The 16,999-nt window shown below is 62.0% G+C and carries 16 protein-coding genes; 13 read left to right on the top strand and 3 right to left on the bottom strand.

All coding sequences use genetic code 11. From position 1 onward, the window contains the following. Positions 1–31: 31 nt before the first annotated feature. Genes QRN50_RS23365 through QRN50_RS23340 form a run of 6 tightly spaced genes read left to right on the top strand, consistent with a single transcriptional unit; the run spans position 32 to position 5,583 of the window. Complete coding sequence (locus QRN50_RS23365) at positions 32–1,051, top strand: LacI family DNA-binding transcriptional regulator (protein ID WP_011269176.1); 1,020 nt, start codon at positions 32–34, stop codon at positions 1,049–1,051. Beyond that, positions 1,035–2,036: an ABC transporter substrate-binding protein gene (locus tag QRN50_RS23360; protein WP_058823330.1), complete on the top strand. Its 1,002-nt coding sequence runs from the start codon at positions 1,035–1,037 to the stop codon at positions 2,034–2,036. The genes QRN50_RS23365 and QRN50_RS23360 overlap by 17 nt, the downstream gene beginning before the upstream one ends. Beyond that, positions 2,036–2,905 carry an ABC transporter permease gene (locus QRN50_RS23355; protein WP_003402154.1) on the top strand — a complete coding sequence of 290 codons (870 nt, stop codon included), beginning with the start codon at positions 2,036–2,038 and terminating at the stop codon, positions 2,903–2,905. The genes QRN50_RS23360 and QRN50_RS23355 overlap by 1 nt, the downstream gene beginning before the upstream one ends. Then, complete coding sequence (locus tag QRN50_RS23350) at positions 2,902–3,696, top strand: ABC transporter permease (RefSeq protein ID WP_003316181.1); 795 nt, start codon at positions 2,902–2,904, stop codon at positions 3,694–3,696. The genes QRN50_RS23355 and QRN50_RS23350 overlap by 4 nt, the downstream gene beginning before the upstream one ends. Continuing rightward, positions 3,693–4,724, top strand: coding sequence for an ABC transporter ATP-binding protein (locus QRN50_RS23345; RefSeq protein WP_011269175.1), 1,032 nt, complete (start codon positions 3,693–3,695; stop codon positions 4,722–4,724). Before QRN50_RS23350 ends, QRN50_RS23345 begins: the two co-directional genes overlap by 4 nt. A gap of 25 nt (positions 4,725–4,749) precedes the next feature. Next, entirely contained in the window at positions 4,750–5,583 is an 834-nt protein-coding gene (locus QRN50_RS23340; RefSeq protein WP_003402149.1) for a phosphodiesterase, read from the top strand. A gap of 268 nt (positions 5,584–5,851) precedes the next feature. On the opposite strand, the gene QRN50_RS23335 is transcribed toward QRN50_RS23340, so the two are convergent. The 3 genes from QRN50_RS23335 to QRN50_RS23325 all read right to left on the bottom strand — a co-directional run bounded on the left by QRN50_RS23335 (position 5,852) and on the right by QRN50_RS23325 (position 9,484). Further along, positions 5,852–7,768: a PhoX family protein gene (locus QRN50_RS23335; RefSeq protein ID WP_192873899.1), complete on the bottom strand. Its 1,917-nt coding sequence runs from the start codon at positions 7,766–7,768 to the stop codon at positions 5,852–5,854. 81 nt (positions 7,769–7,849) lie between these two features. Next, complete coding sequence (locus QRN50_RS23330) at positions 7,850–8,614, bottom strand: TOBE domain-containing protein (RefSeq protein WP_096127114.1); 765 nt, start codon at positions 8,612–8,614, stop codon at positions 7,850–7,852. Between the two features lie 135 nt (positions 8,615–8,749). After that, positions 8,750–9,484: a ComF family protein gene (locus QRN50_RS23325; RefSeq protein ID WP_096127115.1), complete on the bottom strand. Its 735-nt coding sequence runs from the start codon at positions 9,482–9,484 to the stop codon at positions 8,750–8,752. A 90-nt stretch (positions 9,485–9,574) separates the two neighbouring features. Here QRN50_RS23325 and bioB point away from each other — a divergent pair, with 90 nt between their 5' ends. The 7 genes from bioB to QRN50_RS23290 all read left to right on the top strand — a co-directional run bounded on the left by bioB (position 9,575) and on the right by QRN50_RS23290 (position 16,708). Beyond that, a complete protein-coding gene (bioB, locus tag QRN50_RS23320) occupies positions 9,575–10,633 on the top strand; it encodes a biotin synthase BioB (RefSeq protein ID WP_003372416.1) in 1,059 nt (352 codons plus the stop codon). A gap of 64 nt (positions 10,634–10,697) precedes the next feature. Continuing rightward, positions 10,698–11,888, top strand: a complete 1,191-nt coding sequence (gene bioF, locus QRN50_RS23315) for an 8-amino-7-oxononanoate synthase (protein ID WP_024652812.1) — start codon at positions 10,698–10,700, stop codon at positions 11,886–11,888. Next, on the top strand, positions 11,881–12,612 hold the full coding sequence (locus QRN50_RS23310) for an alpha/beta fold hydrolase (RefSeq protein ID WP_003402140.1): 732 nt from the start codon (positions 11,881–11,883) through the stop codon (positions 12,610–12,612). The genes bioF and QRN50_RS23310 overlap by 8 nt, the downstream gene beginning before the upstream one ends. Beyond that, entirely contained in the window at positions 12,605–13,420 is an 816-nt protein-coding gene (bioC, locus tag QRN50_RS23305; protein ID WP_096127116.1) for a malonyl-ACP O-methyltransferase BioC, read from the top strand. Before QRN50_RS23310 ends, bioC begins: the two co-directional genes overlap by 8 nt. A 17-nt stretch (positions 13,421–13,437) precedes the next feature. Next, entirely contained in the window at positions 13,438–14,118 is a 681-nt protein-coding gene (gene bioD, locus QRN50_RS23300) for a dethiobiotin synthase (protein ID WP_060409089.1), read from the top strand. A 153-nt stretch (positions 14,119–14,271) separates the two neighbouring features. Beyond that, positions 14,272–14,568 carry a hypothetical protein gene (locus QRN50_RS23295; protein WP_003419817.1) on the top strand — a complete coding sequence of 99 codons (297 nt, stop codon included), beginning with the start codon at positions 14,272–14,274 and terminating at the stop codon, positions 14,566–14,568. Positions 14,569–14,902: 334 nt separating this feature from the next. Continuing rightward, a complete protein-coding gene (locus QRN50_RS23290) occupies positions 14,903–16,708 on the top strand; it encodes a phenylacyl-CoA dehydrogenase (RefSeq protein ID WP_024661090.1) in 1,806 nt (601 codons plus the stop codon). Positions 16,709–16,999: the final 291 nt, after the last annotated feature.

Here is a 16,999-nt window from a genome sequence, read left to right as displayed (position 1 = left end):
CGTCAATGAGATCGATCTCAAGCGAGCGACCATGACTGATCTGAAAGAGGTAGCGCATCTGGCCGGGGTTTCCCGAGCCACGGCGGCACGAGCCTTCGCAAGCCCCGACGTAGTGCGCCTGGAGACCCGCGAGCGGGTATTCGCCGCTGCCCGCGCCCTGGGTTTTCGCCCCAACCGGCTGGGCCGCCAGCTGCGCCTGCAAACCACCAACCTGATTGGCGTGGTGGTGCCCAACCTGCTCAACCCGGTGTTTGCCGAGCAGTTTCAGGCCATGGAGCGGGCGGCGCGGGCGCGGGGCTATAACCTGCTGCTGGCGACCACCGACTACACCGCAGAGCGTGAAAGCGCTGTGGTTGAGGAGTTGTTGCGTCAGCGGGTCGACGGGCTGGTGCTGACGGTGACCGATGCCGAGCACAACCGGGTACTGCAAAGCCTGATCAATGAAGACACCCCGTTCGTGCTGGCCTATCACCAGACCGGCAATCCGGATTACAGCGCGGTGTCTGTGGATAACCGGGCGGGCATGGCGCTGGCTACTCGATACCTGATCGATGCAGGCCATCAGCGCGTCGCCATGGTCGCAGGCCCGGCCATGCAGTCCGACCGCGCCCGACTGCGTTATGAAGGCTACCGCGACGCCATGGCCGCGTGTGGGCTTGAAGCGCGACCAGTGATTGAGATGCCTGCTCATACAAGCGCCGATTTCGCTGCACTCGAACCCCTGTTACGTGGCCCGGACGCGCCCAGCGCGCTGGTCTGTTCCAACGATTTGCTGGCCATCAGCCTGATTGCCGAATTGCGCCGCAACGGCTGGGGCGTTCCCGAGCGTCTGTCGGTGATCGGCTTCGACGGCATCGCACTCGGCACGCAGATGCACCCGACCTTGTGCAGCGTGGTTCAGCCTATCGCCGAGCTGGCGCATATCGTCATCGACCAACTACTGGCACGGATTGCTGGCGCAGTACCGGTTTCTCATTGTCTGCCGTGCCACATCCGGCCCGGCGAAAGCACCCAGCCCTACCAGGAGATGCTTCATGCTCAGCCTCAGTAAAACCCTCGCGGCACTGCTGTTATGCGGTGCGTCCAGCCTCGCCCAGGCCGCCGAAACCGCCATCTGCTACAACTGCCCGCCCGAATGGGCCGACTGGGGAACGCAGCTCAAGGCGATTGCCGACAGCACCGGTGTGCAGGTGCCGCTGGACAACAAGAACTCGGGCCAGGCGCTGGCACAGATCGTTGCCGAGCAAGCCGCGCCGGTCGCTGATGTGGTCTATTACGGCGTGACGTTCGGCCTGCAGGCGCAGAAGGCCGGCGTGGTCGACACCTACAAACCCAAGCACTGGGACGAGATTCCGGCAGGCCTGAAAGACCCCGAAGGGCACTGGTTCGCCATTCACTCCGGGACCCTCGGCATCATGGTCAACGTCGACGCACTGGGCGGTCTGCCGGTGCCGCAAAGCTGGGCGGATCTGCTCAAGCCCGAGTACAAGGGCATGGTCGGCTACCTCGACCCGTCCAGTGCGTTCGTCGGTTACGTGTCTGCGGTGGCGATCAACCAGGCCATGGGCGGCACGCTGGACAACTTCGGTCCGGCCATCGACTACTTCCAGAAACTGGCGAAGAACTCGCCCATTGTGCCCAAGCAAACCGCCTATGCACGCGTGCTGTCCGGCGAACTGCCGATTCTGGTCGACTATGACTTCAACGCCTATCGCGCTCGCTACAAGGACAAGGCCAACGTCGCCTTCGTGATTCCCAAGGAAGGCACCATCGGCGTTCCGTACGTGATGAGCATGGTCGCCAAGGCGCCGCATCGTGCCAACGCCGAGAAGGTGCTGGATTTCGTACTGTCCGACGAAGGGCAGGCGTTGTGGGCCAAGGCTTACCTGCGTCCGGTGCGCTCGAAGATGCCTGCCGAGCTGGCTGCGCAGTTCCTGCCGGACAGCGATTACGCCCGTGCCGGCGTGGTGGATTACCAGCACATGGCCGCCGTGCAGGAAGCCTTCGCCGCCCGTTATCTGCGTGAGGTGAAGTAATGTCGGCCTCGCCGGAACAAGCGCTGGCTCTGCGCAAGGGCGGATTTTTCAGGCTGCGGCTGCGCCCGACCGCTGCGGTGGCGCTGGCCCCGGCGATGGCCGTATTGCTGGCATTCTGGCTGCTGCCGCTGACCCACTTGATCGTGCTCGGTGCAAAAAGTACCGATGGCAATGCCAGCGGTTACTGGCAGGTCCTGAGCAGTGCTCAGTACCTGGGCAGCCTGGTGCAAACCTGCCTGCTGGCGCTGGTGGTGACGCTCGCAGCGTTGCTGGTCGGCGGCATCAGCGGTGTGTTTCTGGCCCGCAATCATTTCTTCGGACGCTCTGCGCTGGTGGCCTTGCTGACCTTCCCGCTGGCGTTTCCCGGTGTGGTGGTCGGCTTTCTGGTGATTCTGCTGGCTGGTCGCCAAGGCATCTTCGCCGCGCTCGGGCTGCACCTGGCGGGCGAGCGCTGGGTGTTCGCCTACTCGCTGACCGGGCTGTTCATCGGCTATCTGTATTTCTCGATTCCGCGCGTGATTCTGACCGTCATGGCGGCCTGCGAAAGCCTGGACCGCAGCCTTGAAGAAGCCGCGCATTCATTGGGTGCCGGTCATTGGCGGGTGGTGTGCGATGTGATCGTTCCGGGGCTGGCGCCCGCGCTGGTGTCGTGCGGCGCGATCTGCTTCGCCACGTCGATGGGCGCCTTCGGCACCGCCTTTACCCTGGGCACGCGCCTGAACGTCACGCCGGTAGCGATCTACAACGTGTTCACCAATTACGCCAACTTCACCGTGGCCGCCGCGCTGTCAGTCATCCTCGGGCTGGTGACGTGGGCAGTGCTGTTGCTGGCACGTCGTATGGTCGGTAAATCGGGAGTTGTCCTGTGAAACGTTCACCGCTGTTCGTGGCGCAACTGGCGTTCACCCTGTTGGTCTGTGCGTTCATGCTGGTGCCGGTGGTGCTGTCGCTGCTGGCCGGCCTGACGCGCAATTATTTTCTCGGTCTGTCGAGCGGTCTGACCTTCGACTGGCTGGTGCAGGTCTGGCAGGCCTATTCACCAACCGTCTGGCTGTCATTGCAACTGGCCGTGGCGTGCGCGATCTGCGTGTGCCTGGTGGGTGTTCCAGCCGCGTATGCACTGGTGCGCATGAACAATCGCTTCAGCCGGGCCTTCGAGGAATTGATGGTCTTGCCCGTCGCCATGCCCGGTCTGGCCAGCGCCCTTGCGTTACTGCTGACCTACGGCCAGTTCGGCGGCTTTCGCAGCAGTTGGTTGTTCATTCTGGTCGGCCACGTGTTGTTCACCCTGCCGTTCCTGGTGCGCCCGGTCATGGCGGTGATGCAGCGTCAGCAACTGCCGGTGCTCGAAGAGGCGGCTGCCAGTCTGGGCGCCGGGCCGATCAAGCGTTTCTTCAGCGTGGTGGTGCCTAACTGCCGGGCCGGGATTCTCGCTGGCGTGCTGATGGTCGTGACCCTGTCGCTGGGCGAGTTCAACCTGACCTGGATGCTGCACACGCCGATGACCAAAACCCTGCCGGTCGGTCTGGCCGACAGCTATGCCTCGGCCCGACTGGAAGTCGCCAGCGCCTACACCCTTCTTTTTCTGTTGCTGATTGTGCCGCTGCTGATTGCGTTGCAGGCCATCAGCGCGCGTCTTGCCCGTGGAGAGAGCCGATGAGCGGAACCACCATTCGCCTGAAAGGCTGCCGCAAGGCATTTGCCGACGGCACCGTTGCTGTAAAGGATCTGCACCTGACCATCGAACCCGGCGAAACGCTGGCGATCCTCGGTCCGTCCGGTTGCGGCAAGACCACCACCTTGCGGCTGATTGCCGGGCTTGAACGCCCGGACGTCGGCCAGGTGCTGTTCGATGATCAGGACGTGACACGTCTGCCCATCGAGCGGCGCGACGTGGGCATGGTGTTTCAGAACTACGCGTTGTTTCCCAACCTCGATGTGGCCGGCAATATCGTTTACGGCCTGAAGATTCGTGGTCTGTCGGCTGCCGAGCGTAACAAGCGTTGCGATGAGTTGCTGGAACTGGTCGGTTTGACCGGCCACGGCAATCGCCGCGTCAACGAGCTGTCTGGCGGTCAACGGCAACGGGTCGCACTGGCCCGGGCACTGGCGCCGCGTCCTCGGGTGCTGTTGCTCGACGAACCGCTGGCAGCACTGGATGCGCAGTTGCGCGAGCGCTTGCGCAGTGAGCTGGACCAGCTGCTGCGCGGGCTGGGCATCACCTCGGTGTTCGTCACTCACGATCAGGGCGAGGCAATGGCCCTGGGCGACCGGATTCTGGTCATGGAAAAAGGTTGCGTCTCGCAATTGGCGACGCCGAGGGAAATCTATCAACAGCCTGCCAATGCGTTTGTCGCCGGGTTTGTCGGCAATCTGAACGCGTTCAGTGTGGTCGAGCGCACCACCTCAGGCCTCAAGGTGAGCGGTGGCGAGCTGCCGTGGCTCGGTGCTGACGTACCGGGCACTGTTTACTGCCGCCCCGAGCACCTGCGTTTGATGTCTGGAAGCGGCCATCTTCATGGGCGTCTGGTCGGGCAGTTTTTTCAGGGCGCGCAAAGTCGCTTGCTGGTCGATGTCGGTGGCCCGCAGCCGCTGCTGGTAGACAGCACCGACAACGTGATTTACGCCGCAAACGCAGTCATTGCCTTGAGTGTCGACCCGCAAGTGCTGTTTACCCTGCATTCGTGAAACCGTTTTTCGTAGAGAGATTATTTTGAATCGTCCGTTTCTTATTGCCCAGATCAGTGACCTGCACCTCAAAGCCGACGGGCGCCTGACCTATGGCGTGGTCGATACTCTGGGGGCGTTGCGCCGCGCTGTCGCGCACATCAATGCCAGCAAGCAGCGCCCCGACATCGTGGTGATCAGCGGTGACCTGGTGGACTTCGGTCGTGAGGACGAATACGCCGTACTCAAGCCAGAGCTGGAACGTCTGCAGATGCCGTTTTATCTGGTGCCCGGCAATCATGACGATCGACACAACCTGCTGGCTGCGTTTGCCGAGCAGGTGTACCTGCCGTTGTCGGCCAGCGGGCCTCTGGACTGGGTGGTGGAGAAATACCCGGTGCGCCTGATCGGCATGGACACGACCATTCCCGGCGAGCATGGCGGGCAACTGGATTACTGTCAGCTGGACTGGTTGCACGCGCAGCTGTCACGTCGTCCTTATGTGCCGACCGTGATCGTCATGCACCATCCGCCGTTCATTACCGGCATAGGGCACATGGACCGCGAACCCTTCGGCAACGCATCGGCGCTGGAGCGCGTGATCGCCCAGCATCCGCAGGTAGAACGTTTGCTGTGCGGACATCTGCATCGACCGATGCAGCGACGTTTCGGCGGCAGCCTGGCGAGCATCTGCCCGGGCACCTCACACCAGATCGTCCTCGACCTCGACGAAGCCGCGCCTGCACATTTCAATCTGGAACCGGCAGGCTACGTGTTGCACCGCTGGCAATCGGAGCAGGGGTTTGTCAGTCATAACGCCGTGTTCGGCGACTATGAAGGGCCGTACCCGTTCTACGATGTGAACGGGTTGATCGACTGACTGATTGCTCATCGTTCCCACGCTCTGCGCCCGGCGTGATACTCAAGTCTTGATGAGCCCGGAAAGCGGGGTTCGACGCGCAGTATCAGGCGGAGTAAAGATCCTTGTGGGAGTGAGCTTGCTCACGAAGACGGTGTTTCAGTCGATGCATTTTCGACGATCATACAGCCCTCTTCGCGAACACGTTCGCTCCCACGGCCTCCGCCCAGAATCAATAGCAGACCTTTATATAACGATGAGCGATCTGCATCCTCTTCCTGATTGCCGATCAGGCGCCGATAACGCCGCCATCTTCCCGGGTGATGACCATCACCGATGAGCGCGGTTTGCCGTTGGGCAAATGCTCGGGGAAGGTAGAGCCGCCGTTCTCACCGGGATGCTGGATGCCGATAAACATCGTCCGGTAGTCAGGCGCAAAGCTGATACCGGTGATTTCGCAACCGATCGGCCCGACCAGAAAGCGGCGGATCTCGCCGCTGGCCGGATCGGCGCAGAGCATCTGGTTGTTGCCCATGCCAGCGAAGTCGCCCTTGTTACTGGAATCGCCATCGGTCTGGATCCACAGCCGACCCGACCGATCGAAACTCAGGCCGTCCGGGCTGTTGAACATGTTCTGCGCGTTGATGTTGCTTGACCCGGCCTGTGGCGTACCGGCATGCACAGTCGGGTTGCCCGCGACCACAAACAGGTCCCACTCGAACGCCAGCGCCGACGCATTGTTGCCGCCTTCGCGCCAGCGCAGGATCTGCCCGTACTGGTTCTTGGCGCGTGGATTCGGCCCGCCGACAGGTTGACCTTCTTCGCCACGCTTGCTGTTGTTGGTCAGGGTGCAATACACCTGGCCATCCTTGGGGCTGACCACGATCCATTCCGGGCGGTCCATGCGCGTGGCCTTGACCACACTGGCGGCCAGCCGTGCATGAATCAACACCTCAGCCTGATTAGCGAAACCGGCAGCAGCATCGAGGCCGTTCTTGCCATGTTTCAGTTCGATCCACTGGCCATTGCCCTTTGGATGATCCGGGTTGCCGTTGCCTGCGTCGAATTGCGCCACGTACAAGGTGCCGTGGTCGAGCAGGTCGCGGTTGGCTTTCGGGTTCTTGCGATTGATCCGGTCGCGGCTGATGAATTTGTAGATGAACTCGCCACGCTCGTCGTCGCCCATATACACCACGGCGCGCCCGTCCCTGGTTTGCGTGAAGGCGGCGTTTTCGTGCTTGAAACGCCCGAGCGCCGTGCGCTTGACCGGCGTCGAGTCGGGGTCGAACGGATCGATCTCGACCACCCAGCCATGACGATTGACCTCGTTGGGGTTCTTCGCCACGTCGAAGCGCGGGTCGTGCGGGTGCCAGTTGATCTCTTTACTGGCAGCCACGACGCCATAGCGCTTCATGCCCGCATCGAATGTCTGCTCCGCGTTGCTGCTGCCGAAGCAGTCGGTGAAGTTCTCTTCGCAGGTCAGGTAAGTGCCCCACGGTGTCTGGCCGCTGGAGCAGTTCTGGAAAGTCCCCAGCACGCGGGTGCCGGTCTTGTCGGCGTCAGTCTTGAGCCAGTCGTGACCGGCCGCCGGGCCACTTAGCCTGATCGGCGTATTGCCATGCACGCGACGGTTGTAACGCGAGTCCTGCACGAACTGCCATTTGCCGTTTTTCTGCTGTATCTCGATCACTGACACGCCTTCTGCGGCGAGTGCCTTGCGGACTTCTTCAGCCGATTGCGGCTCCTTGCCATGCTCGAAGAGGTAGCGGTAGTTGGTGTATTCGTTGTTGATCGCCAGCAAGGCACGGTCTTTGCGACCCGGCATCGGGAACAGGCACATGCCGTCGTTGTTGTCGCCGAACTGCACCTCCTGAGCCTGGGCGGTACCCTTGCCACTCGGGTCGAACGCCGGACCGCCCGCGCGCAGAGGCTGGCCCCAACTGATCAGTACCGAGGATGTGTAACCTGCGGGCAGGCTGATGCTGTCGGCGGTGGCAGCAGGAATGCTCTGGAAGCCGAGCAATCTGCCAGACGCCGCGCTGACGCTGTCCGCCAGGACGGTGCGGCTGAGCAGGTTGCCGCCCAGGAACATCGCCGCGCCACACAGGGCACCGGCGCTGATGAAACCGCGGCGGGTGAGGCCGACCTTATCGGCGCCGACCATGTTTTCCAGATCGGTGGTTTGGTTTTCTTCTAATAGTTTCATCATCACGGCTCCCTCGAATATGGCAGCCACCTTAGTGCGCGCATATGACGAAATTGTGTCGTGGTGATGACCTGCCAGCGCTTACAACGGTATGCCCAGCAACACCAGTGAAGCTGCGAATCTTGCCTGCACCGTGGCACCGGTTTTCAACTGCTGTGCACGCAGCTGATCAGGTGTCGCCAGGGCGCACAGCGTCTGGCCGCCGGGGAGTGTGATGCGTACTTCGCTTGGGCCATCTTCAGCGTCGGTCACGCTGTCGATTCGGCCGGCCAGGGAATTGTTTCCATTTGTTTCTTCGCTGCTGTCTGCGTGCAGTTCCAGCCAGCCGGCCTTGATCAGTGCAACCACTTCCGTGCCGTTCTCCAGCTCCAGACGCAGCGTGCTGTCATGGGTGACCTGTGCTTCGATAAATACCTCGTCGGCCAGTTGCAGGCGAACCTGATCGTTGTGCCCCTGGCGCGTGATACTGACGATCCGCCCCAGCAACTGGTTGCGTGCGCTGGTCCGCAAGGTCAGACGATTGAGCAGGTCGAGGTCGCTGCTGTCTTCGGCGGCTTCCAGCACCTGCGCCTGCAAGGCCTGAACGCGCTGATAGAGACGCAGCACTCGCTCGCCCTCGACCGACAACTTAGCGCCGCCACCGCCGCGCCCGCCGACACTGCGCTCTACCAGCGGTTTTTGCGCCAGATTGTTCAGCTCGTCGATCGCGTCCCAGGCCGCCTTGTAACTCAGCCCTGCGCTTTTCGCCGCACGGGTGATCGAGCCCTGTTCGGCAATATGCTGCAGCAGCGCAATGCGTTGCGGGCGGCGGACCATGTGTTGCGTGAGTAAGGGAGGCAGGGACATGGTGATCCGGGGTGGTCGAGTAGGAGAGGGCAGTATGATCGCTCTTGTGCATGACGTCGAAACCGGACGCGGAGCGTGGTCCGCGCTACCACGCGGAGCGTGGGAGCGATGAGAACATTAGCCCGCAGCGCCCCATCAATCCCCCGGCCTGGGCGTCCTCGCCAGGCAATACACATCCACCCGCCGCGCACCGGCGGTGTTCAATAAACCTGCAATGACCTCTGCTGTCGAGCCGGTGGTCAGAACGTCATCGACCAGCGCCAGGTGCCGGCCTTTTACCCCGTCGGGATCAATCAGGGTGAAAGCACCGCGCAGGTTGCGTTTGCGGGCCTTGGCGTCCAGGCCCTGTTGCGCGGTTGTCTCGCGGCTGCGCAACACATGCCCTTCGTCGACAGGCAGTTGCAGCTGTTTACCCAGCCAGCCGGCCAGCATTGCCGCCTGATTGTAGCCGCGCTGGCGCAAGCGTTTGTTGGCCAACGGCACCGGAATGAGGCAGTCGGGACGTGGCAGGTCTTCCTCGAAACGATGCTGCAGATAGTGCGCGCACAGTTCCGCCAGCAGTCGTCCCATGGGCCATTTACCGTTATGTTTGAAGCGGGTGATCAAACCGTCGACCGGGAAATCGTACAGCCAGGGCGCGATGACCTGGGTAAAGCCGGGCGGTTGCTTGCAGCATTGCGCGCAGCTCATGCCTGAACGGGGTAACGGCAGCGCACAGCACTCGCAAGCGTTGCCCAGCCACGGCAGCTCTGCTTCGCAGGGCACGCAGATGGGCGCGGGCACCTCACTGCGTTCATCACATAACAAACAGGATTGTTTGTTTTTTAACCAGATGTAAACCTCGTGCGGGTAGCTGGGTTGACAGCGCATGACTCTTCCTTAAATATGCCCGACATCCGTGTAGCGAGTGGGGTCTTTCCCGCCCTCGCGCATTGCCCAGAAACACCAAGGAGCCGCCCGATGAGCGCCAGCACCACCGCCACTTTGCGTCACGACTGGACTTTAGCCGAGGTCAGGGCGCTGTTCGTACAGCCATTCAATGACCTGCTGTTTCAGGCGCAAACGGTGCACCGCGCTCATTTCGACGCCAACCGCGTGCAAGTCTCCACGCTGCTGTCGATCAAGACCGGCGCCTGCCCGGAAGACTGCAAGTACTGTCCGCAGTCCGGCCACTACAACACCGGTCTCGAGAAAGAAAAACTGCTGGAAGTGCAGAAGGTGCTTGAAGAAGCCGCGCGCGCCAAGGCCATTGGCTCGACGCGCTTTTGCATGGGCGCAGCCTGGAAGCATCCTTCCGCCAAGGACATGCCTTACGTGCTGGAGATGGTCAAAGGCGTTAAAGCCATGGGCATGGAAACCTGCATGACCCTGGGCCGCCTCGATCAGGAACAGACCGAAGCGCTGGCCACCGCGGGGCTGGATTACTACAACCACAACCTCGACACTTCGCCGGAGTTCTACGGCAGCATTATCACGACCCGTACCTACAGCGAACGCCTGCAAACCCTGGCTTATGTGCGCGATGCGGGGATGAAGATCTGCTCCGGCGGCATTCTGGGCATGGGCGAGTCTCTCGACGACCGCGCGGGGCTGCTGATTCAGCTGGCGAACCTGCCGGAGCACCCGGAGTCGGTGCCCATCAACATGCTGGTCAAGGTTGCCGGTACGCCGCTGGAAAATGCTGAAGATGTCGACCCGTTCGATTTCATTCGCATGCTCGCCGTGGCACGTATTCTCATGCCGAAATCCCACGTGCGCCTGTCTGCCGGTCGCGAAGCGATGAACGAGCAAATGCAGGCGCTGGCGTTCTTCGCCGGGGCCAACTCGATTTTCTACGGCGACAAACTGCTGACCACCGCCAACCCGCAAGCCGACAAGGACATGCTGCTGTTCTCGCGTCTGGGCATCAAACCCGAAGCGGGCGAAGGGCACGCCGACGAAGTGCACCAGGCCGCTATCGAACAGGCGCTGGTCGAACAGCAAAGCAGCTCGATGTTCTACGACGCTGCCTCTGCCTGATCCGTTGAACGGGCTGGCATGTTCCGGCCCGTTTTGAATTGTCATCTTCCGGACCGGGGCCTGCATGTCTTTCGATCTCCGCGCGCGCCTTGATGCCCGTCGCGCCGCACACCTCTATCGCCAGCGTCCGCTGCTGCAAAGTCCGCAAGGGCCGCAGGTCATCGTCGACGGCCAGCCGTTGCTGGCGTTCTGCAGCAACGATTACATGGGGCTGGCCAATCATCCCGAGGTGATCGCTGCCTGGCAGGCGGGTGCCGAGCGCTGGGGCGTGGGCGGCGGGGCTTCGCATCTGGTCATCGGCCACAGCGCGCCGCACCACGAGCTGGAAGAAGCGCTGGCCGAGCTGACCGGTCGTCCGCGCGCCCTGTTGTTCTCCAATGGCTACATGGCCAACCTCGGCGCGGTGACCGCGTTGGTCGGGCAGGGCGATACGGTGCTGGAAGACCGTCTCAACCACGCCTCGCTGCTGGATGCCGGTCTGCTCAGCGGCGCACGCTTCTCGCGCTATCTGCACAACGATGTGAGCAGCCTGGAAGCCCGGCTGGAAAAATCCGTGGGCGATACCCTGGTAGTGACAGACGGGGTGTTCAGCATGGACGGCGACATCGCCGATCTGCCCGCGCTGGCCCGTTCGGCGAAGGCCAAAGGGGCCTGGCTGATGGTGGATGACGCTCACGGCTTCGGCCCTTTGGGTGCCAACGGCGCCGGTATCGTCGAGCACTTCGGCCTGAGCATGGATGACGTGCCCGTGCTGGTCGGCACCCTGGGCAAGTCGTTCGGCACTTCCGGGGCGTTCGTGGCCGGCAGTGAAGAACTGATCGAAACCCTGATCCAGTTCGCCCGGCCTTACATTTACACCACCAGCCAGCCGCCCGCGCTGGCCTGCGCCACCTTGAAAAGTCTGCAGTTGCTGCGTACCGAGCATTGGCGTCGCGAGCATCTGACGCGTCTGATCCAGCAGTTTCGTCGCGGTGCCGAGCAGATCGGGCTGCAATTGATGGACAGCTTTACCCCGATCCAGCCGATCATGATCGGTGATGCCGGTCGGGCGTTGCACCTCTCGCAGTTGCTCCGCGAGCGTGGTCTGCTGGTCACCGCCATTCGCCCGCCCACCGTGCCTGCGGGCAGCGCGCGGCTTCGCGTGACCTTGTCTGCCGCGCACAGCGAAGCCGACGTGCAGCTATTATTGAACACTCTGGAGCAGTGCTACCCGCTGCTGGATGCCAGCCACTCCTCGGAGCCTGTTCATGCGTGATCGTCTGATTCTGTTGCCAGGCTGGGGCCTTGGCGTTTCGCCGCTGGAGCCGCTTGCCGCTGCGTTGCGCGGACTGGACGAGCACTTGCGGGTTGAAATCGAGCCGTTGCCGGATATCGACAGTTGCGATTTGCCAGACTGGCTCGACGAGCTGGACACCAACCTGCCAGACGACGCCTGGCTGGGCGGCTGGTCATTGGGTGGCATGCTCGCGGCTGAACTGGCAGCGCGTCGTGGCGACCGTTGCTGCGGGTTGCTGACGCTGGCCAGCAACGCCTGCTTCGTCACCCAAGGGGCGTGGCCGAATGCGATGCCCGCGCAGGATTTCGAGGCATTTCTGGCTGGTTGTGCTGATGATCCGGACCTGACCCTCAAGCGTTTCAGCCTGCTGTGCACGCAAGGTGCAGAAGACCCGCGCGGTCTGGCACGGCTGCTCAAGGCCGGCGCGCCGCACCTGTCGAAAACGGCGTTGCTCGACGGCCTGAAAATACTCCGGCAACTCGACACCCGCAGCGCGCTGCAAACCTATCGTGGCCCGCAACTGCACCTGTTCGCCGGGCTGGATGCCTTCGTGCCCGCCGAGGCAGCAGGTGATCTGCTGGCCTTGTTGCCGGATGTCGAAGTGGGCCTGATCGAGCAGGCCAGTCATGCATTCCTGCTGGAAAACCCTCACGGGGTAGCGGCCGCGATCCACGCCTTTCTGCACGAGCTGGACGATGACTGATCTTTCAATCCCCAAACCACCTTCTGTTTTGCCTGACAAACGTCAGGTCGCTGCGTCGTTTTCCCGCGCGGCAGGCAGTTATGACAGCGTTGCCGAACTGCAGCGCAACGTCGGTAATGAGCTGCTGGCGCGTCTGCCTGCGCAATGCAAGCCGTCCCGCTGGCTGGATCTGGGCAGCGGCACCGGCCATTTCAGCCGGGCGCTGGCGCAGACGTTCAGTGGCAGCGAAGGTATTGCACTGGATATCGCCGAAGGCATGTTGCGTCATGCCCAGCCCTTGCGCGGCGCACAGCACTTCGTTGCGGGTGACGCCGAGCATCTGCCGCTGCGTGAGCAGAGTTGCGGGCTGATTTTTTCCAGCCTCGCGGTGCAGTGGTGCGCCGATTTCGCTGCAGTGCTCAGTGAAGCTCGCCGCGTATTGCAGCCAGGCGGCGTATTCGCTTTTGCCAGCCTGTGTGTCGGCACATTGTACGAACTGCGCGACAGCTGGCAGGCCGTGGACGGGCGGGTGCATGTGAACCGCTTTCGTCATGAGGATGACTATCGCCAGCTGTGCGCGGCGAGCGGCCTGCAAGTGCGCAGCCTCGACGTTCGCCCGCAGGTGCTGCATTACCCGGACGTGCGCAGCCTGACGCACGAGTTGAAGGCGCTCGGTGCGCACAATCTCAACCCCGGACGGCCCAATGGCCTGACCGGGCGCGAGCGGATCATGGGCATGGTTCAGGCCTATGAAGGCTTTCGCCAGGACGCCGGGCTGCCGGCCACCTATCAAGTGCTGCACGCGGTACTGGAAAAAACTGATGACTGACAGGAAAGACTGCTGAGATGACTGCCGCCTACTTCATCACCGGGACCGATACCGACGCTGGCAAGACCACGGTGGCTGCCGGCTTGCTGCATGCCGCCCGAGCGTCCGGCCTGAGCACGGCAGCCGGCAAGCCCGTTGCGTCCGGTTGTTTGGTCACGCCACAGGGGCTGCGCAACCCGGATGCCCTGGCGTTGCTGGCCGAGTGTTCTGTCGAGCTGGATTATGCTGAAGTCAATCCGCTGGCTTTCGAGCCAGCCATCGCTCCGCACCTGGCAGCACGCGAAGCCGGCGTCGCGCTGACGGTCGACTCGGTGCTGCAACCCATGCGGCATATGCTCGCCAGACAGGCCGATTTCACCCTGATCGAAGGGGCAGGCGGCTGGCGTGTGCCGCTGTCCGGGCAGAGCACGCTGTCCGATCTGGCCGTTGCCCTGGATCTACCGGTGGTTCTGGTGGTGGGCGTGCGTCTGGGCTGCATCAATCATGCGGTGCTGACTGCTGAAGCGATTGCCCGCGACGGTTTACGTCTGGCTGGCTGGGTGGCCAACATCGTGGATGCCGACACCTCGCGGCTTGAAGAAAACCTCGCCACGCTGGTCGAGCGTCTGCCCGCACCTTGTCTGGGGCGGGTGCCGCGATTGGATGAGGCAAGTGCCGAAAATGTGGCGCAGTATCTTGATTTGAAGGTGTTGAGCTGACAGCGCCGCTATGTGGCTGACCAGCAAGACAGTTTTGGATTTTCAAGACTCAGGCTATCGTGCGGCCTAGTGCCATTAGTCTGTTTGTCGAGTATTTCCGGACAAATGCTGGTTCAATGGCTTGTGTTCGTTTTTTGAACTGAGGATCGGCTTATGCAAATCACCATGAACAACACCCTCTACCCGGGCCTTAGCGCAATGCAGGTCGGGCAAAGTCGTGTGGATCAGGCGGCCACCCAGATTGCCAGCTCCAATATCGAAGTGTCGGGCAGAAGCCAGTCTTCGGACTTTCAGCTCGAGAACCTGCGCTCGGTCGACCGTAGCCAGCGCTCCGACCTGTCGTCCAACATGGTCGAACTCGAAGCCGGCAAGGATCAGTTTGCAGCCGGACTGGCTGCGCAGAAAGCCAGCAATGAAATGCTTGGCACGCTGATCGACACCTACGCCTGATTTTCGCTGCACTTCCCGCCGTGCCGCCAGTGCACGGCGTTGCCCTCTGAATTTCTCCGCATCATTGTCCTGTATCACGCCTGCACCTGGTTTCGCCCTCCACTAGACTTTCGCTTACGTTTCTCTTGATCCGCGCACGACGTACGTCTGCGTGGTCCATGCACGGGCCGTGGACGAATGGTGCGTGCTGCGCTATTGACAAGGTTTGGGCGTAAACGTATGTTTCAAACACCTGTTTGACCGCGAGGCATACGAGATTGTCTGGCGCTTGAGGGTCTATCCCCAGCGACCGCCCGGTCATTCGTTCCAGGATTCATCAGCAGAGGTTATCGCTATGCCTGACTACAAGGCCCCCTTGCGTGATATTCGTTTTGTTCGTGATGAACTGCTCGGCTATGAAGCGCACTATCAGAGTCTGCCAGCCTGTCATGACGCCACTCCGGACATGGTCGACGCCATTCTTGAAGAGGGCGCCAAGTTCTGTGAGCAGGTGCTGGCGCCGCTGAACCGTGTGGGCGATACCGAGGGTTGCACCTGGAGCGAGTCGGGCGTGAAGACGCCGAACGGCTTCAAACAGGCTTACAAACAGTTCGTCGAAGGCGGCTGGCCGAGTCTGGCGCATGACGTTGCGCACGGCGGTCAGGGTCTGCCCGAGTCGCTGGGCCTGGCGGTCAGCGAGATGGTCGGCGAAGCCAACTGGTCGTGGGGCATGTACCCGGGCCTGTCGCATGGCGCAATGAATACGATCTCCGAGCACGGCACGCCCGAGCAGCAGGACGCGTACCTGACCAAGCTGGTGTCCGGCGAATGGACCGGCACCATGTGCCTGACCGAGTCGCATTGCGGTACCGACCTGGGCATGCTGCGCACCCGGGCCGAACCTCAGGCTGACGGGACCTACAAGGTCACCGGCACCAAGATCTTCATTTCCGCCGGCGAACACGACATGGCCGATAACATCGTCCACATCGTGCTGGCTCGCCTGCCGGACGCACCGGCTGGCACCAAAGGCATTTCGTTGTTCATCGTGCCCAAGTTCCTCTCGGCTGCCGATGGCGGCATCGGTGAGCGCAACGCGGTGAACTGCGGCTCCATCGAGCACAAGATGGGCATCCACGGCAACGCCACCTGCGTGATGAACTTCGACGGCGCTACCGGCTACCTGATCGGTCCGCCGAACAAGGGCCTGAACTGCATGTTCACGTTCATGAACACCGCGCGTCTGGGCACTGCATTGCAAGGTCTGGCGCACGCCGAAGTCGCCTTCCAGGGCGGCCTGCAATATGCCCGTGATCGCCTGCAAATGCGTTCGCTGACCGGCCCCAAGGCACCGGAAAAAGCCGCTGACCCGATCATCGTTCACCCTGATGTGCGTCGCATGCTGCTGACCATGAAGGCGTTCGCCGAAGGCACGCGTGCCATGGTGTACTTCACGGCCAAGCAGGTCGACATCGTCAAGTACAGCGAAGACCCGGAGCAAAAGAAAGCCGCTGATGCATTGCTGGCGTTCATGACCCCGATCGCCAAGGCGTTCATGACGGAAGTGGGCTTTGAAGCCGCCAACCACGGTGTGCAGATCTACGGCGGCCATGGCTTCATTGCCGAGTGGGGCATGGAGCAGAACGTTCGCGACAGCCGGATTTCGATGCTGTACGAAGGCACCACCGGTATCCAGGCGCTTGATCTGCTGGGCCGCAAGGTGTTGATGACCCAGGGCGAAGCGCTCAAGGGCTTCACCAAGATCGTGCACAAGTTCTGCCAGAGCAATGAAGGCAACGAAGTTGTGCAGGAATTCGTGACGCCACTGGCTGCGCTGAACAAGGAGTGGGGCGACCTGACTCTGAAAGTCGGCATGGCGGCGATGAAGGATCGCGAAGAAGTGGGTGCTGCATCGGTGGACTACATCATGTTCTCCGGCTATGCCTGCCTGGCGTACTTCTGGGCTGACATGGCACGTGTTGCGGCCGAGAAGCTGGCGGCCGGTGCGTCTGACGAGGCGTTCTACCGCGCCAAGATCCAGACCGCGCGCTTCTACTTCCAGCGCATCCTGCCGCGTACCCGCACCCACGTGGCGGCCATTCTGTCGGGCGCTGCCAACCTGATGGACATGAAAGAAGAAGACTTCGGCCTGGCTTACTAAGCGTCGCTGCTGTCATGAAAACCGCCTGATCGCTGATCAGGCGGTTTTTTTATGGGTGCGTTTTAGCGCATGGCTGTAATCGAATCCTTGGCGAGACCTGAGAAGGAACCCTGGCCCCGCGCATAGTCACGAGGCGTGTTCTCCAGGAGACCTCTCGTTCCGCACGCTCCGCGCGGGAATACATTTCGTGACGCTCTGCGTCACACAGGGGTTTTCTTTGTCAGGTGGATTTGGGTTCGACTCAGGTCACCTTTTCGCCCCTCGGCGAGTCACTTTGATGGGGCCAAAGTG

This window comes from Pseudomonas sp. MEJ108 (genome assembly GCF_030208985.1).
GTDB lineage: Bacteria > Pseudomonadota > Gammaproteobacteria > Pseudomonadales > Pseudomonadaceae > Aquipseudomonas > Aquipseudomonas fragariae.
This window is presented reverse-complemented; position numbering and strand designations above follow the sequence as displayed.